We start from the raw sequence: 17662 nt of genomic DNA, 5'->3' as shown, positions 1-17662 counted from the left end.
GTATTAATCAAGCTCACTATAAATACGTCTGTTTTCTTCTTTAGTAAGCGCAATAACTTCTGTTTTAGAGATGTAGTCTTGTAGTGCTTTTTTGTTTTTAAAATCGACTAACACCACCAAATTACCTAAACCGATTAAAGCGCTAACGCTGCGGATAATTGATTGCGGCCAGCTAATTAAATTACCTTCAAGAGTTTGTACTTTTAAACGCCATGCACGCATGCCAATGGTTTGCCCGCTTTTAGTCCAAAAGTAGCCAAAAAATACTAAGCTAACAATAATTAAAAGAGCGGTACGAATACCCGAAAGAAGATTTGAATTTTGAATAAATGCAGATACATCCTCTGCGCCATTTAAACTAATTACATCGAGAGAAATAAGCCCCTGTACTGCAAATAAATACAGCACTACAGTTAACATCGCAAACGCAATAATGGCTAACGTATCGTAGACCAACGACGCAAAACGGCGCCAAAAACCAGCACGTGGAAACTCACCCGACATAAATACACTCTCACTATTAATATGCGAGCTAGTTTAACAAAAAAGCTTACAAATACTAAGACATGTTAATGTTTAGAGAGAATTGATTTTATTGCTGTAAATTACTACCTACGGAGGGGAATGAAAAAGACCCTACTATTTACAGTAAGGCCTTTTAATTTATAGCGAGTTTAACCTAGCTTAATGGCAAGGTATTTTATGTCGTCACCACTTATTTGCGGTAAAAAATAAATATCGCCGTATTTAAAATACTGCTGTGAGTTAATGATTACGGCCTGTGCAGCCTGAGGCAGTGAGTCGTAAGTTTGGCCCAAGCTATAGTCATTCACATTACCCACTTTTATTGCCTGATTAAGGCGAGTTGATGGCTCATCAACAACCGTATAACCATCATTATCCGCAATGTAGTACACATTTTGATAAGTGTAGTAAGTCGTATTATGGTGTTTAAAATGCCTGTAATTTCTTGGAAGCGTATTTATACGCAGGCCTCTAGGTGGTTTAACAACATGGTAGCCTCTTTTAGCTTTACGGTAATAAAGGCCGTCGTTAAACGTAAACGAAATACCATTAAATCTGATTGATGCGCTATTGCGTGGTAAATGGTTTATAAATCGATTTTGTCTGTAAGGGACTGAATTATGATGGCTTGTTAAGTAGTTATATTTTCGCTGGTTGTAGCGGTATTGTTCACGCTTTTCCTGTTTGTACTTAGCAAGTTTACGTTTTTCTTGCTTACGGTCTTCTCGTTTTTCTTTTTTATGCTCAATACGCTGCTTTTTTTCATGGCGGCGTTCATCGCGTTTATATTCAACACGTTTGTCGTGATCGCGTTTAAAGCTTTTATCATTCTCTCGCTCGTTTTGTGCTCCAAGCGCAGAGCCTGATACTGCGCCAATGGCGAGCAGGGCAGGTAGTAAAAAAGTAAATTTCATAGTATTGCCTCGTTTATGTTTTTACATAACTGGGTTCAATACTAGCGGCTCAAACTGAATGTTAACTGACATACAACAGCAAACGGAGTTATGCTTACAGCTTTTTACATTTTACTGACGGTTCTTGACATAATCTCTAGTTTTTGACGATTATAGGAACGTTTTAATATACCAAAATGATTAGTCGTGTCATAAAAAATGGCTATTAAATTAGTAATTAAGCCTTCCTTGGCTTTGCTGGTTAATTACTTTTGATAAAAAGGATAATCGCTATAACCTACTTCAGTACCGCCATACATAGTGGCTGCATCAGCTTCGTTAAACGTCCAATTATTTGCTATACGCTCTGGTAAATCAGGGTTAGCTATAAATGGGCGACCAAATGCAAATAAGTCACCGTAACCTTCACCTAAAATACGCACTGCTTTTTCTACTGTGTATTTACCTGCATAAATAATGCGCCCTGAAAATTCAGCTCGGACTGCTTTATAAAATTCTTGTGGTAAATCGGGAGCGTTATCCCAATCAGCTTCCGCAATCGATAAGTAAGCAATACCTGCTTGCTCAAGCACTTTAACGGCCTGGATATAAGTGTGATGAGGGTTTGATTCAACAAGTCCTAAATACACTCGTGTTTCATCTGTGCTTTCAAATAAAGGAGCAAAGCGAACACCTAAACGATCAGAGCCTACAACGTCACTTACCGCTTCAACTATCTCTTTTAAAAAGCGCAGGCGATTACTAAGCGTTCCACCGTATTGATCGTCACGGTTATTAGTATGCTCAGAAATAAACTGATTAACTAAATACCCGTTAGCACAATGAAGCTCCACACCATCAAAGCCAGCTTCTAAAGCATTGCGTGCAGCTTGAGCGTACATGTTTACCAGTTCACCAACCTCAGTAGTACTTAATGCACGAGGCTCACTTGGGTCCGCCAATGCGCCTTCACCAGGTGCGGTTTCAATAAATACTTTTACATTGTCAGCTGCAATGTCTGAAGGGCCAACCGGTTTACCTGAATTTGGTTGTAGCGTGGTGTGCGATACGCGCCCTACATGCCAAAGCTGAGCAAAAATAACACCGCCTTTAGCGTGTACTGCTTGTGTTACTTTTTTCCAGCCTTCAATTTGTGCTTGCGAGTGAATACCTGGGGTCCAAGCGTAACCTTGCCCACTAGGTTCTATTTGTGTGCCTTCGGTAACCATAAAACCAGCCGATGCACGCTGCGAGTAATACTCAGCCATTAATTCATTAGGAATATTGCCAGGCTGAGTGCTGCGAGAGCGAGTAAGAGGAGGCATCACAATACGGTTTTTAAGTGTAAAAGGGCCAAGCTCAATTGATGAGAATAAAGGAGAGGTATTAACTAAATCTGATTTCATTTTAAATTCTCTTATAAAGCAAACAAAGGCTTAAATAGTGGTTAAGCAACATTGGCAGCATAGAGATTTAAGGATACAATTTGAAACAACATTTTTTTGTGCAGCATACAATTATGAATGGTATCAGTCGGCTCGATATAAAACAGTTAAGAGTACTCAGTAGCTTATTAGAACTGCAAAATCTTTCACAAGTAGCCAAAAAAATGGGGTTAACGCAACAAGCTATTAGTGAGCAACTACGAAAACTACGAGACTTATTTGACGATAGCTTGTTTATTCGCCAAGGCAATAACATGGTTGCTACTCCTAAAGCGCAAGGGCTCAAGGCACCTGTTAATAATATTTTAAAGCAATTAGAGTCGTTACTAGAGCCCGAGCAGTTTAGCCCGCAAACTTATAAAGGTGTGTTTACCATAAGCGCAACCGACTACGCCACGCAGGCCTTATTGCCGCAATTATTTAATATTACCCGCCGCGAAGCGCCAGGTTTAAAGCTGATTGTGCGCGACTTTGCATCAGATAACGTTAATCAACTTATAACGGCAGGCGAGCTTGATTTGCTGATAAGCTTTCCAGAATTTATACCCGACAACCTTTCTTATATCACCTTGTTTGAAGAACAACATTTGTGTATTACCGGTATAGGTAACACTACTTACACTGAGCCTTTGAGTTTGGCGCAATTTGCAAAGCATCCACAGCTAGTGGTGTCGCCATCTCGTGCAAATTTGCGCGGATCGCACGATCAGTGGTTTGAAAGCCAAGGGCTAAAACGTAATATTGTAATGTCGGTACCAAGTTTTTCTGCGGTGCCCGACATTTTACATACAACCGATATGCTCGCATTTTACCCATCAAGATTATTACCAAACAGCAAAGTTAAACAGCTAAAAATAGAAGCTCTGCCCCCTACATTTAAAGTAATAGCCGCATGGCATCCGCGTACTAATAGCAGCCCAATTCATAAATGGTTGATAGAGCAATTACAAAACTTATAACGATATAAAACATCTAAAGTGACTACTTTTTACTGTTAAATTAGCAACCCAATATTTAGATTAAATCATTTAACCCCTCCTTAACCCTCGACCTAATAAGCTATGTGTAATAGTACGAATTAGGCATAGTTAAATGGTTTATTTTAAAAAGCACTCAACCGGTTTTTTACTTGCACTTAGTTGCACACTTGCTGCATGTAGTAGTCAGCCAAGCTATCAAGGTAATAGTACTGAGCAGTCGCTAAAACAACATACAAACTGGCAGTACACGCAAAGTAACGCACAGCAAGTAAATTACATTACCGATTTGGTGAATATAGAAGGGCTTGATTCGCTTATTGAGCAAGCTGTTACTAATAACCCATCGTTTAATCAAGTGCATGTTGCATTAAAACTAGCTTATGCGCAGCGTGATGTAACTGCTGCAAGTCAGTGGTTTAGTGTAGATGCAGGATTTGACGCGCAGCGCAGTAAAACCGAAGGCACGCAATACAGCTCATCAGTAGGTATAAGTTGGGAAGCCGATATATGGCAAAAAATTGCTGACAACGTAGCCGCGCAAGATATGACTATTGCCAGTAATCAAGCTACTTATCAAGGCGCTAAAGACACCTTAGTAGCCAGCGTGATACGCACGTATTTAAACATTATTTTGCAGCAAAATTTGCTCGATATAGAGCAACAACGTTTAGTTGTTTTACAAAATAATGAGCAAAGTATTGTAGAGCGCTACCAATATGGATTAGGTGATTTAGAAGCGCTTGATACCGCCCGTACTAGCACGGCATCTACTCGCGCAACCATTGCCGATTACCAAGAACAAATAGCAAAAGCAAAGCGTGCTTTAATGCTAATTGTAGGCACTGATAAACTTCAAAACCTGCCAAATACATTAACACTACCAAGCGTTATTGAGCCATTAAGTACATTACCAGAGCAAGATTTAGCGCGCCGACCTGACTTACAAAGTGCCTATTACAACATTCAGGCAAAGCATTACTTGGTTGATGTATCGTACAAAGAGCTACTACCGAGTATTTCGCTTTCGGCATCACTGAGTGATTTTGCAAGCACGCCAAGCCAATCATTATTAACCAGCCCAGTGTGGAGTTTATTAGGCAGTTTAAGTGCCCCTTTATTTGAAGGTGGAGCACTGCGTGCGCAAGTTGATATTGCAAAATTAAATGCCGAGCAAGCGTTTTGGCAGTACCAAGATACGCTGCTAAGTGCTGTAAACGAAGTTGAAAATGCACTCGGGCAGGAGCAATCATTAACCGAGCAGCAACTGCAAATTAGCAATGCACTTGCTAGCGCTAAACGCAGCTTTAGTAACTATCAAAGTAAGTATCAACAAGGTTTGGTTGATATTTTAGATTTGCTAACAGTGCAACAAAAAGTATACGACCTGCAAGCCCAGCTTAGCCAAATAAACTACACCCTTTTAACTAACCGCATAGATTTAGGCCTCGCTTTGGGCCTTGGAGTATCGTCATGAAAATTTCGCCAACACCGGTTGTTGTAACGCTTGTTGCTATTGTTTGTATAGGGCTTGCTATTATGTATAACGGTCAAAAAATGGTTGAAAAAGCAAATAGTCCACAACCAGCCGCTATTAAAGCTATTGCCCCAAATGTATCGGTAATTAATGCAGCTCCGAGCACTTATCAGGCTTATGTTAGCGGCCACGGTGAAGCTAAAGCGCATTGGTCACTTAGCTTAAAAGCACAAGTTAAAGGCGAAGTAACCAGTATGAGCGAGCAATTTTCGACCGGTAACTTAATAACTAAAGGGCAGGTGTTTGCACAAATTGATGACACCGAATACTTACAAGCTCTAGCTAGCGCAAAAGCAACATTGGCTGATGCAAAACTAGCACTGCAAGAAGAACAAGATTTAGGTAATCAAGCAAAACGTGAATGGGATCGCTCAGGCGTTACGCAAGCGCCAAGCTCGCCGCTTGTATTTAGAACGCTGCAGTTAGAAGCCGCGCAAGCTACGCTCGATAAAGCACAATATGCACTCAAAACCGCACAGCGTGATGTAAATAACACCCAGTTAAGTGCACCATTTGACGCTGTTATTTTATCGCGCGATATAGATTTAGGTACTTATGTGAGTATTGGCGATACGCTTGCCACGCTAAACAGCACTGACAAAGTAGAAATAACGGTGCCGCTTTCATTAAGTCAGTGGCAAAACCTAGCAAATAATAAATTAGGTGATGTTATTTTAAGTGATGTAACCACTAATACTAAATGGAACGGTTATATTGCACGTTTTGAGCAACACCTTGATGACAGCTCGCGCCAACGCAGCGTAATTGTTGCCTTAGATAAACCGTTTGAGCAAACAACGCCGTTACTGCCTGGTACATTTTTAGCGGTAGAAATTGCCGGTAAGCAGTTAACTAACGTAATAAAACTGCCTGCTTCGGCGGTATCTCAAGATGGCTTAATTTGGTACGTAAATGATCAAAATAGCTTAGTAAGCACACACGTTAATAAAGTATTTGAGCGTGGGGATTACGTATATATTACGCCAGTAGATGGTGCTAAAAATCTAAAAGTGGTGGCGCGCCCACTTGTTAGTTACTTAAACGACATGAAAGTAAATCCAATAGTTGAGGAGATACAATAATGAGCCCTCATCAACCACCTCAATTACCCAGCAATAATAACCCGCTGCACGGTATTATTAATTGGTTTGCAAATAACTCTGTTGCCGCTAACTTATTGTTAGTTAGTGTGATTGTAATGGGTATTATGTCGCTTACGACTTTACGTAAAGAGGCTTTTCCGAGTTTAGAGCCAGATACTATTTCGGTATCGGTGGTTTACGACAGTGGCGATGCATTGCAAGCCGAAGAAGGAATAGCGTTAAAAATAGAAGAAGCGCTCGAAACCGTATCGGGTATTAAACGTATTACCTCTACATCCGATGCTAGCGGCAGCCATGTAAGCATTGAAAAAAGTACTGATTACTCACTCGATGAGTTACTTGTTGACGTTAAAAACCAAGTTGACGCTATTAATAACTTTCCGGCAGATGCTGAGCAACCTGTTATTGATAAAGCCCGTAGGCAAGATCATGCATTAACGCTGCAACTTTTTGGGGGTGCAGATCGCCATACATTACAAAACCTGGGTGAAAAACTTAAAGCCGATTTATTAGCGCAATCAGGCATTAGCGACGTAGAGCAATCGGGTGTGCTCGACCCGATGATGTCCATAGAAATCGACGAAGGTAAATTACAAGCGTATGGCTTAACTATTAGTGATGTAAGTGAGGTCATTAATAATGAGTCATCAAGCCCGCTTTCGACTAGTTTGCGCGATAGCAGTAAAATTATACGCTTAAAAGCCGCCGACCAAGCTTACTGGCAGCGCGACTTTGCCAATATTGTATTGTTAACAACCGCATCAGGCACACAAATTAAGTTAGGCGATGTAGCAACCGTTACCGACTCATTTGCCGAAGATAGCAACTCATTAAGCCGTTATAACCAACAAAATGCCGTAGGCGTTGAAATTTTAATGGGCGATAACAGCGATATAACCACCATTGTTGAACAAGCTAATAGCGTAATAGATAAATGGCACGAAAGCGGTTTATTACCCCAAAATGTAGAGCTTGAAAGCTGGCACGACAAAAGCACCATGATCACCGAGCGTTTATCGCTACTTACTAAAAATGCGGTGACCGGTATTATTATGGTGTTTGTAATACTTGCCATATTTTTAAATGTACGTGTAGCACTGTGGGTGGCTGGTGGCTTGCCGTTTGTATTTTTTGGCACGCTTTATTTTATGACCGATGGCTACACCGCACTGACCATAAACGAAATGACCACCTTTGGCTTTATTATGGCGCTGGGCATAGTGGTAGACGATGCCGTTGTTGTAGGCGAGAGTATTTACACCACACGTAAAAAGCATGGCGATACATTAAATAATACAGTTTTAGGCACCATGAAGGTTGCTGTGCCAACAATATTTGGGGTGTTAACCACGGTGGCTGCGTTTGTGGCGCTTTCGAATGTGTCAGGTAACTTAGGTAAAATTTACTCTCAATTTGCCACTGTAGTGACTATTTGTTTACTGCTTTCAGTTGTTGAATCAAAACTTATTTTACCCTCGCATTTAGCCCACATTAGTACTAAACGCCAAGTTAAAAAAGGCTTAGCAGGTCTGTGGTCAAAAATACAACATGGTGCTGATAGCGGCTTAAGCTGGTTTAGCAAAAACATTTACTGCAAGGTTATTGAATTTTCACTGCGCTTTAGATACGCCGTAGTGGCTGCGTTTATCGCCTTTTTTATATTAGTTATTGGCATGCCGATGACAGGCACAGTTAAAGTTGGTTTTTTCCCAAGTATTGCAGGCGACACTGTAACAGCCGATTTAGTTATGCAAAACGACGCCGCTTATGGGCAAACAAACACAAACTTATTAACGCTTGAGCAAAGTGCATTACAAGCAGAGCAAAACTTAATGACTAAGTTGAGCTCTGACAAAAGCGAAATAACCAGCCTACAAGTCATTAGTAGCAGCGACACCAGCGGTGAAGTAAGTGTTGAGCTATTAAACGAAGGCGCTTTTACAGCAAGCGAATTTGCTCAAGAGTGGCAGCGCGTAGCAGGTAGCCTTGAGGGCAGTAAAAAATTACAAATTTTAGCCACGCGTAAAATGGTTGATAACTTTAAAGTTGAGCTTAAAGCGTGGGACGACGAAACCGTAATGGCGGCGGGCGTACTATTTAAGGAGCGCTTACAAAATACCGCAGGCGTTAACGGAATAGACGACAACTTAAACCCAGGTCAGCCACAGCTTAAATTTACCCTAAATGCACAAGGGCGCGCGCTTGGCATGGATACAGCCAGTTTATCAAAGCAAGTACTGCAAGCCTTTGGTGGTGCAGTTGTACAGCGCTACCAACGTAATAAAGACGAAGTTAAAGTACGTGTACGCTACCCAGAAGATGCTCGTAAAACACCTGCCGATATAATGCAGTCGCGTATTCGCCTACCCGATGGCACGGTTGTCCCTTTAGTTAACGTAGCCACAGTAAGCAGTGAATATCAGCAAGATGAAATAACCCGCATTGATGGACTTCGTGCAATTTATTTAAGCGCACAAGTGGATAAAAACGTGATTGCTCCAAACGAGTTAGTTGCTAACTTAAAGCGCGACTTAATTCCTGAGTTAACACAGCAATTTCCTAACTTAAGTGTGTATTTTGCAGGAGAGGCAGAGCAACAAAGCGAAACCACCAGCTCAATGAGTACTATGTTTGTAGCAGCTTTATTAGTTATTTACGTGTTGCTGGCTATTCCGCTTAAATCGTACATTCAACCTATGTTGATTATGGTAGCAATTCCGTTTGGCATTGTGGGCGCTATTTTAGGACATTGGTGGAACGACTTAACCATTAGTATATTGTCGTTAAATGGTATTTTGGCGCTCAGTGGGGTAGTTGTAAACGACAGCTTATTACTTGTTTCACGCTTTAACGAACTAGTAAAAGAAGAGGGCATGAGCACGCACGATGCCATAGTTGAGTCGTGTACGAGCCGATTACGTGCGGTATTACTTACCTCAATTACGACGTACGCAGGCTTAGTGCCGCTACTTAGCGAAACCTCAATGCAGGCACAGTTTTTAATTCCTGCTGCGGCATCACTTGGCTACGGTATTTTGTTTGCCACGGTTATTACCTTAATACTTATACCGGCATTATTGATGATTCAAACCGATGCTAAACGCGGTATTGATGCTGTGCTAATATCGCTAGGTGCTAAAAATAAAACGCAGGAAGTAGCCTCTTAATGATAAACGTACTACTGGTTGAAGACGACATAGATTTGGCAACCACCATTGTTGATTATCTCGAAATTGAGTCAATAGAGTGTGACCATGCAAGCAATGGCGTAATGGGTTTAAATTTAATAGAACGTAATCAATATCAAATGATTATATTAGATGTAAACATGCCCAAAATGGACGGTTTAACCATGTGTAAATCATTGCGTGAGCAAGGCATTGATATACCTGTATTAATGCTGACAGCGCGCGATAGCCTCGACAATAAGCTTGAGGGGTTTGCAGCCGGTAGTGACGACTATTTAGTAAAACCATTTGCGATGAAAGAGCTAGTAGCGCGGGTTCAAGTATTAGCAAAGCGTAAAAGTGGAGAGGTTAAGCGACTTACCTTTGCTAATTTAACACTTAATTTAACCGCGCATACAGCAACAGTGGCTGCGCACAGTTTAAAGTTATCACCCATTACTTTTAAGTTATTAGAAGTGCTTGTACGAGAGCAGCAAAAACCGGTAACCCGACAGGTAATTATGCAAGCAATATGGGGAGACGATCAGCCAGACAGCAATAGCTTAAAAGTGCATATTCATCATTTGCGTAAACAGCTAGAGCAAGCGCATTGCCAAGCCGTACTAGAAACAATACCCAGTGTAGGGTTTGCGCTAAAATTAAAAAATGGGACACAAGCATGAAAATTAGACCCAGCCTGAGGTTGTATTTTTTTGCCACCATGGTGCTTTTAAGTTCATTAATGGCAATTGGTTTTTCGTTTTTAAGTGTTAATTATTTTATTGATGGCTTAGACCGAGGGTTAAATGGCGTAATGCATGCGCTTTCGCAATCTACTGAGGTTAAAAACGGTGAACCTGCAGAAATGATTGGCTTTAAAATAGCGAGTCGCTGGGAAGACATGCCAAGCGAAATTCAGCAACGCTTTACAAAGCCTACAGAGATTGGCGTACTACAAAAAAGCAAAGTAAAACCATCGTTTTTTTCAATGCCGGAAGACCTCTATTTTGTAGCGTATTTTCAAAACCCTGCAGGGGAGCCCCGTTACGTATCACGTATTATGCTTGAAAAAGAGCGCCTTAAAAAACAAAGCTCACCCGATAAACCTATAAAAAAGTTGGCATGGATAGCGTTAACAGGGGTAACGGCAATTGCTTTATTTACCTTCTTTTTGTTTATGGTAATGAAAAAAATAGCTAAACCAGTAGAGTCACTACGCGGTTGGGCTAAGTCCCTAAATCAAAATAATTTACAAAACACGCCGCCCGACTTTACCTATAACGAACTAAATACCTTGGCAACGCTAATACGCAGTAGCTTGCTTTCTGCTCACGACAGCCTTGAGCGAGAGCAGCGCTTTTTAAGTTATGCGAGCCACGAGTTACGTACGCCAATTTCGGTTATTCGCAGCAACGTTGAGTTACTTAACCGCTTAAGCGAAAAAGCACCTTTAAGCGATAAACAACACCTTACACTGCAGCGAATAGAGCGCGCCGGTTTAACTATGAGCGATTTAACTGAGACGTTATTGTGGCTTAGCAGAAATGACGACCAGCAAAGTGCACCAGAGCCTGTAAACCTAGCCGAAAAAATAACGACCTTGAGTAACGAACTCGATTATTTACTCAATTCAAAACAAGTTGATGTACTTATAAATACCGATAACCATAGTACAACTATTAATACCGAAGCCACCGCATGCCACATTGTGCTTACTAACTTAATACGTAATGCGTATCAGCATACGCAACAAGGGCAAGTGCGAATTACTCAGCAGGGTAGCCGTGTGATTATAGTAAATAGTAGCGCACAAACTGATATGCCACACGCGACTAATAACACAGACAAGCCAGCTAATATTGGCTACGGTTTAGGATTAGAGTTAAGCGAAAAAATAATAAAACGACACGGTTGGGTATACGAAGTAAACGACATGCCTGGGCGTTATGAAGTGGTGGTCGATTTTAGTTAATACGCTTTTTTTAATACTTAACCTGAACTCTGGTTAAGAGATTTACTAACATATTAAATCATAGTGATATTTAAATTTATTTTATCTAGCCAGAAATTTTCAGTGAAAACAAGGCGAAATTACGCGTCAATAGCTGGTCTATTGCAAGTAAATTCAACGCAGTTAGCGCTGAAAATAGCTGCTTGAGATAGATTTATTATCCAGAGTTTAGGTTACTTAGATTTAAAATGTAAAACCGCGCTAGGACATTGTAAAGGTGACTTATATGGCTTTTGACGTCTATTTAACTAATTAATAAGTACATTGGTACTGCGTTAAATACGCCAATACCAATGCTTACAATATTGAGTTTAGAGCTCAGAGCTTAGTCCACTGAGTTCAAACTTATAAATCGCTGCGCCAACCCATACCAGACTCTTCCATTAAACGCTCGTACACGCCTTCTATGTTAAGTGGTAACCATGCATCAAACTGTTTAAAGTCACTAAATTGGTCTAATTTTACATTTTGTTTAATTTCGTCAAGCGTATTACCGGCTAAAACGCCTGCGGTTACTTGGCTATACAAAAGCTCTAAATAACTTAAGTAACGCGCTACATCTGCTTTACTGCCAATATCGGCATGTCCGCCTACAAAAGTATTAAAGTCATATTTGAGTACCGCTTGAGTTGAGTTAATCATGCCTTGAATATCGTAACTCCACAGTTTTTGCCACGGCATTCTGCCAATAACAATCCAATCAACCACAAACAAGGTTTTTTGCTTTTCGAATAATATACTAACCGAACCACGACCATCGTTTGGACCATGGTAGTTAAGCTTTACTGTTGAATCACCAAGGGTAAGTAGTAGCTCGTTATCAAAAGTAAGGCTGGGCATTACCGTTTTCATTTGTGTGTTTTTAATATCTTGCGCGGCGAGTTTATGCGCCACAAAAGTGGTGTGCGGGCTTTTGAATACTTCGGCGCCGTAAATATGATCGCTGTGATTATGGCTATAAATTACATACTTTACCGGTACGTTATAGCGAGTTTTAATTTGCTCGTTTAACCAGATGGCGGCTTTTTTGTTAAGCGGGTCGGTAACAATTGCACCCTCAGGAGTGATTAAAAATACTGAGCGGTGTCTGTCGTCTATAAAGCGGTGTAAGCCATCTCCTAAGTCTTCTATTTCATAGGCTTGTGTGGCAAAGCCTATAAACAATAGGGCTGTGGTTAATAGTTTTTGTAGCAAGCGGGGCATACACCATTCCTTTTTAAATTGATTAAATTAATAACGCTATTAAAAGAAGAAAGCATTAAGCCATAAAAAATTTCAGTTGTTGGTTAAATTAAAGCTTAAGTAAAAGGATCAAATATAAGGATGAAATAAAAAGCCATTATAAAAATGGCTTTAGATAGCTTGGTTGGGTTTATCTTTGTGTTAGTTGTTGGTTTATTTCTTCAAAGATACTGGCATCGTCTATGGTTGAAGGTATTTGTAGCTCTTCGCCATCGACTAGTTGGCGCAAATTTTTACGCAGTATTTTACCCGAGCGAGTTTTAGGTAACCTATCTACGCTAACTATATTTTTAAGGCACGCAATAGCGCCAATCTGATTACGAACACTTAAAACAAGCGCTTCTTCCACGTCGGTACTTGAGCCCATAAAATCATTTTTAAGCACGATCATTCCCATAGGAAGCTGCCCTTTTAGAGGATCGTTTACACCAAAAACAGCGCATTCAGCAACAGCAGGGTGCGCGGCTACTATCTCTTCCATTTCGCCGGTAGAAAGCCTATGGCCTGCTACATTTATAACGTCGTCGGTTCTGCCCATAATAAATAGGTAGCCGTCTTCATCAATATAACCACCATCGCCAGATAAATAATAACCTTCGTATTCATTTAGGTAGCTTGCTTTAAAGCGCGTGGTATCTTGCCAAATAGTTGGTAGGCAACCTGGTGGAAGTGGCAGTTTAATTACCACGGCGCCTTGCTCGTTAGCTGCGCATTCATTGCCATCCATATCTAATATTCGCACGTCAAAACCTGGAGTAGGGACGGTAGAACTACCAGGTTTTGTTGCTAAGTACTCAAGCCCTACAGGGTTACAAGCAATAGCCCAGCCGGTTTCGGTTTGCCACCAATGATCGAGCACTGGCAGTTTGGTTTTTTCTTTAAGCCACTCGTAAGTGGGAGGGTCCAACCGCTCGCCTGCTAAAAACAAACGTTTTAAGCTAGAGGTATCGTATTGATTAAAACCATCGGCATTTGGGTCTTCTTTTTTAATCGCTCTAAATGCAGTGGGGGCACTAAATAATGCATTTACTTTATATTCTTCAACCACGCGCCAAAATGCACTGGCGTCGGGTGTTTTAACCGGTTTACCTTCATATAATACGGTCGTGCAGCGATACATTAGCGGCGCGTAAACTATATAAGAGTGCCCAACTACCCAGCCAATGTCAGACGCTGCCCAAAATACGTCGCCGGGCTTCATACCATAAACGGTTTCCATGCTGTATTGCATTGCCACTGCGTGACCACCATTTTCGCGCACTACGCCTTTGGGTGTGCCTGTCGTGCCTGAGGTATATAAAATATAAAGCGGATCATCTCCATTTACAGGCACCGGATCTGCGCTTGCAGCCGTTTGCATTGCTTGAGTCCAATCTATGTCTCGTTTAGGCTTAAGAGTGGCGGTTACTTGTGGACGCTGATAAATAACGCAGTGTTCTACTTTGTGCGTAGCTAAGTCTATTGCGTTATCAATAAGTGGTTTGTATTCAATAACGCTGTTTACTTCAACACCGCATGAGGCGCTAAGTATAAGTTTGGGCTTGGCATCATCAATGCGTACAGCTAATTCGTGTGCAGCAAACCCACCAAATACCACCGAATGAATAGCACCAAGACGAGCGCACGCCAACATACCAATAACAGCTTGTGGGATCATTGGCATATAAATAACAACGCGGTCGCCTTTTGTAACACCTAACGATTGTATTACGCCTGCAAATCTAGCAACTTCTTGTTGTAGTTGTGAGTAGCTATAAGTTTGCTTTGTATTAGTGACTGGGGAGTCGTAAATAAGTGCAGTTTGCTCGCCAAATCCGGAAATAACGTGTTGGTCTAGCGCTAAAAAACTGGTGTTTAATTGCCCGTCGCTAAACCAATGGTAAAGCCCGTCGTCGTCTTGTGTGTATGCTTTTGTGGGGGTTTTGTACCATGGAATATTTTTACTTTGTTCGAGCCAAAATTGGGCTGGGTTTTGCTTAAAGGCATTATATTGCTGTTTATATTCGCCTGACATGTAAGGCTCCTAAAGCTAAATTTGTGTGTGAGAGACCTTACAAAATGTAGGCTTTTTTTAGCAAGCAAGCTATTCGACCTTGGTCGGTTAAAAGTTAATCAATACACTGGTTTTAAAAATACAAAATTGACAACACAAAGCGTGTGGTTCAGCATGGCGGGCAGTAAAAATAAGAGAAAACACGATATGAGTAACGTAGTAAGAGTAGGGGTTGCAGTTATCATAAAGCATCAAAACACAATTTTACTAGGTGAGCGCATTGGCGCGCATGGTGCTAATACATGGGCAACACCTGGTGGACATTTAGAGTTTGGTGAAAGTGTTGAGCAATGTGCAATACGAGAAGTGTTTGAAGAAACAGGTTTAAAGGTAAGTAAAATTACTAAGCTTGATTTTACCAATGATATTTTTACAGCAGAGAACAAGCACTATATTACGCTGTATGTAAAAGCTGATTTTGAAGGCGGAGAGCCTGAGCTTAAAGAGCCTAATAAATGTTTAAAGTGGCGCTGGTGCGATATTAATAACCTACCAACGCCACTGTTTACATCACTAAAAAATTACTTATCTGAGGCTGTACTAGCCTAGTTATTTTGTTGGCGGTGTCGCTGGGCTTAACGCAAGTTTACTAAAGCTTACTTGAGCGTAATCGCCATTTTGTTTATCTGTAGACCAATCGCCAGTACCTAAACAACCTGGGTACCAAATACCTTTCGCGCTTTTAGTACTACATTGGTTATAAGCGCCGGCTTTAAAGTAATGCCAATCTGCAGCGTAACCATGTGGATGGTCTTTTTCGTCCACTTTGCCATAAGCATCTACGTTATTACCTAAGTTAATAGAGTAGTTAACGTCTTCTTTGCCTTGTGCGCTAAATGTAAGGTGCATAACATTTTTATACACATTGACCGTGTAGCTAAATTCTTCACCTAGTGCAATACCGGCACTGCCAGGCTCGTTAGGGTTTTCCCATGTATTACCCCAAACTGGGTAAGTAATGTCTTTACGGTCAGGATTGGTTTTAGGTAAGTTACGTTCGTAGTTCCAAAAAACTGAGCCTGTTTTATGCCCTGGCCATTTTTTGTAATATATTTTAAGTGGCTCATTGCCCCAGCCATAACCAAGCTTGGTATCAATAAGTGCCTGATCTTTACCTGCGTGAATTTGCCCTACAACAACCGAGTAAGCCGCTTTTTTATCAGGATCAGTTGCACGTAGCGCAACGTGATCTACTTTTAACGTTGCTTCCATTTTTCCACCAACAGAGCCAAATCGGTCAGATAGCGGGTGAACAGCTAAAGCAAAGTTGTTTTTAGAGTGTTTAGTTTTAATTTTAGTATTTGATCCACGGATCATTTGTCTAAGTTCACTACGGGTATTAGTAGAGTTAGCACTTGTAAGCGCTTTATTAGGCGAGGTAAATACCATGTAGCCTTTATCATCAAGATAGAAAAAATCAGGGTGTGCGTAAGTCTGAATTTCTTCTACATCTATTTCATCAATTTTACCGTCGTTGTTTAAATCAACTGGTACATTTATTTTCCAGTGTGATAAATCAAACTTTGTTGCAGGTACCGGCGCATCGCTTTGCTGATTAGTGCTTTGGGTACTTGAACAAGCCGTAAAAAGTAGAGGTGTGATAACGGCTAAAGCCGTAAGTTTAAATGTGGATGTATTTTTTATCATTATTGTCTCTGTGTGATGAAGTAAAAATTGCGCGGTACAGGCGTCGCTTAACCTCAATCTAACATACCAATTTAAAAATTAAAACTTACCAATTTGTAGTTTTTTATAATTAATTGTTATTTTAATGACGGTGTTTTGGTTAACCAATAGGGTTGGTTAACGTTATTATGTTATTTAAAATTGTTAAACAGAGGTGTTTTTCATCATATTTGGTAGCGCTTGATGTTTGCTAATATACTTATTTAAATAGGTTTAATTTATAGAAGGAGGAAGAGGGAGTTGCCACTTTTTTAAAATGGCTTGGTATTCGCCACTTACTTTTATAGTTTTTAATGCCTGCGAGATTAAGTTTGCTGTTTTATCGTCAAGCTGATTATTAGCAGCAAAATAGAGTATTGAAGGAAAATCAGCTAAATGAAGTCGTTTAGTTATTAAGTCTGGGTCGAGCCCTGACATTTTTAGTTCATTATCTAAGGTGAGTGTATTCATAAGGACAAAGTCAGTTCTACCCTTATAAAGCATTTGCCATGCCTGCTGATAATAACTAGCTAGTATTAAATTTTTATCTTCTTCAAACCCCATCTTTATTAAATATTTGGCACTCAAATATCCACGAATAGTGCCTACTTTATAAAATTTTGCATGATTTAAATGAGTTACTTCGTCTTTATGGCTTTTTAAACTAACTAGGTAGGCATCAGTAAAGTATACCGCTCCTAACCATTTAAACTGACTTTGCCTAGCGGGAGTTTTTAATAAAGAGAGCATAATTGTGTTTGGATTAGCTGCTAGCTGATGAAAGGCTCGTGCCATTGGCATTATTTCAAATTTAGCTTGTAGCTTTGCTTCTCTTAAAACAGCCTTAGCAATATCAACGGAAGCTCCGTCAGCTTCACCGCTTTTGTTTTTAAAATGGTAAGGGTGTAAATCTTCGGCAATAAAAGTAAGAGAGCTTACTGCCCTTACATTACTGCAAAAAATAAAAACGAAAATGAAAACTACAACACGCAGATACATAAGAGAATCTTTCTAACTACAATACTTTGAGTTTAAAGGGTCTTG

General features: G+C 40.5%; 14 protein-coding genes. 7 read left to right on the top strand and 7 right to left on the bottom strand.

Annotated features, from left to right (window positions below; genetic code table 11):
* Positions 1-3 precede the first annotated feature (3 nt).
* The 3 genes from H5088_RS02570 to H5088_RS02560 form a co-directional block, all read right to left on the bottom strand.
* Positions 4-504 (bottom strand): RDD family protein, encoded by a 501-nt coding sequence (locus tag H5088_RS02570; protein ID WP_182752151.1) that lies wholly within the window; start codon positions 502-504, stop codon positions 4-6.
* Between the two features lie 170 nt (positions 505-674).
* Complete coding sequence (locus tag H5088_RS02565) at positions 675-1439, bottom strand: DUF6515 family protein (protein ID WP_182752150.1); 765 nt, start codon at positions 1437-1439, stop codon at positions 675-677.
* 245 nt (positions 1440-1684) lie between these two features.
* Positions 1685-2824 carry an alkene reductase gene (locus H5088_RS02560; protein ID WP_182752149.1) on the bottom strand — a complete coding sequence of 380 codons (1140 nt, stop codon included), beginning with the start codon at positions 2822-2824 and terminating at the stop codon, positions 1685-1687.
* An 80-nt stretch (positions 2825-2904) separates the two neighbouring features.
* Here H5088_RS02560 and H5088_RS02555 point away from each other — a divergent pair, with 80 nt between their 5' ends.
* From H5088_RS02555 to H5088_RS02530, 6 genes are all read left to right on the top strand, one after another.
* Entirely contained in the window at positions 2905-3822 is a 918-nt protein-coding gene (locus tag H5088_RS02555; RefSeq protein WP_220488820.1) for a LysR family transcriptional regulator, read from the top strand.
* Between the two features lie 133 nt (positions 3823-3955).
* Entirely contained in the window at positions 3956-5317 is a 1362-nt protein-coding gene (locus H5088_RS02550) for a TolC family protein (RefSeq protein ID WP_182752148.1), read from the top strand.
* The gene (locus H5088_RS02545) at positions 5314-6459 is read left to right on the top strand and encodes an efflux RND transporter periplasmic adaptor subunit (protein WP_182752147.1); all 1146 of its coding nucleotides are present in this window, start codon (positions 5314-5316) and stop codon (positions 6457-6459) included. Before H5088_RS02550 ends, H5088_RS02545 begins: the two co-directional genes overlap by 4 nt.
* Positions 6459-9647, top strand: coding sequence for an efflux RND transporter permease subunit (locus H5088_RS02540; RefSeq protein ID WP_182752146.1), 3189 nt, complete (start codon positions 6459-6461; stop codon positions 9645-9647). The genes H5088_RS02545 and H5088_RS02540 overlap by 1 nt, the downstream gene beginning before the upstream one ends.
* Positions 9647-10330, top strand: coding sequence for a response regulator transcription factor (locus H5088_RS02535; protein WP_024596691.1), 684 nt, complete (start codon positions 9647-9649; stop codon positions 10328-10330). Before H5088_RS02540 ends, H5088_RS02535 begins: the two co-directional genes overlap by 1 nt.
* Positions 10327-11619, top strand: coding sequence for a HAMP domain-containing sensor histidine kinase (locus H5088_RS02530; RefSeq protein ID WP_024596690.1), 1293 nt, complete (start codon positions 10327-10329; stop codon positions 11617-11619). The genes H5088_RS02535 and H5088_RS02530 overlap by 4 nt, the downstream gene beginning before the upstream one ends.
* A gap of 384 nt (positions 11620-12003) precedes the next feature.
* Here H5088_RS02530 and H5088_RS02525 read toward each other — a convergent pair whose 3' ends face one another.
* Entirely contained in the window at positions 12004-12861 is an 858-nt protein-coding gene (locus H5088_RS02525; protein WP_182737272.1) for an MBL fold metallo-hydrolase, read from the bottom strand.
* Between the two features lie 169 nt (positions 12862-13030).
* The gene (locus tag H5088_RS02520) at positions 13031-14914 is read right to left on the bottom strand and encodes a propionyl-CoA synthetase (RefSeq protein WP_182752145.1); all 1884 of its coding nucleotides are present in this window, start codon (positions 14912-14914) and stop codon (positions 13031-13033) included.
* A 186-nt stretch (positions 14915-15100) separates the two neighbouring features.
* On the opposite strand from H5088_RS02520, the gene H5088_RS02515 reads away from it, so the two are divergent.
* The gene (locus tag H5088_RS02515; RefSeq protein WP_024589726.1) at positions 15101-15502 is read left to right on the top strand and encodes an NUDIX hydrolase; all 402 of its coding nucleotides are present in this window, start codon (positions 15101-15103) and stop codon (positions 15500-15502) included.
* Here the strand turns inward: H5088_RS02515 and H5088_RS02510 are convergent, their stop codons facing one another.
* Positions 15503-16600 carry a polysaccharide lyase family 7 protein gene (locus tag H5088_RS02510; protein WP_182737270.1) on the bottom strand — a complete coding sequence of 366 codons (1098 nt, stop codon included), beginning with the start codon at positions 16598-16600 and terminating at the stop codon, positions 15503-15505. It lies immediately after the preceding gene.
* Between the two features lie 252 nt (positions 16601-16852).
* Entirely contained in the window at positions 16853-17617 is a 765-nt protein-coding gene (locus tag H5088_RS02505) for an ABC transporter substrate-binding protein (protein ID WP_024596684.1), read from the bottom strand.
* Positions 17618-17662 lie beyond the last annotated feature (45 nt).

The organism is Pseudoalteromonas sp. SR43-3 (assembly GCF_014163875.1).
In the GTDB taxonomy this organism is placed as follows: Bacteria; Pseudomonadota; Gammaproteobacteria; order Enterobacterales; family Alteromonadaceae; genus Pseudoalteromonas; species Pseudoalteromonas distincta.
The sequence above is the reverse complement of the archived record's forward strand: the minus strand, read 5'-3'. Positions and strand labels throughout refer to the sequence as shown.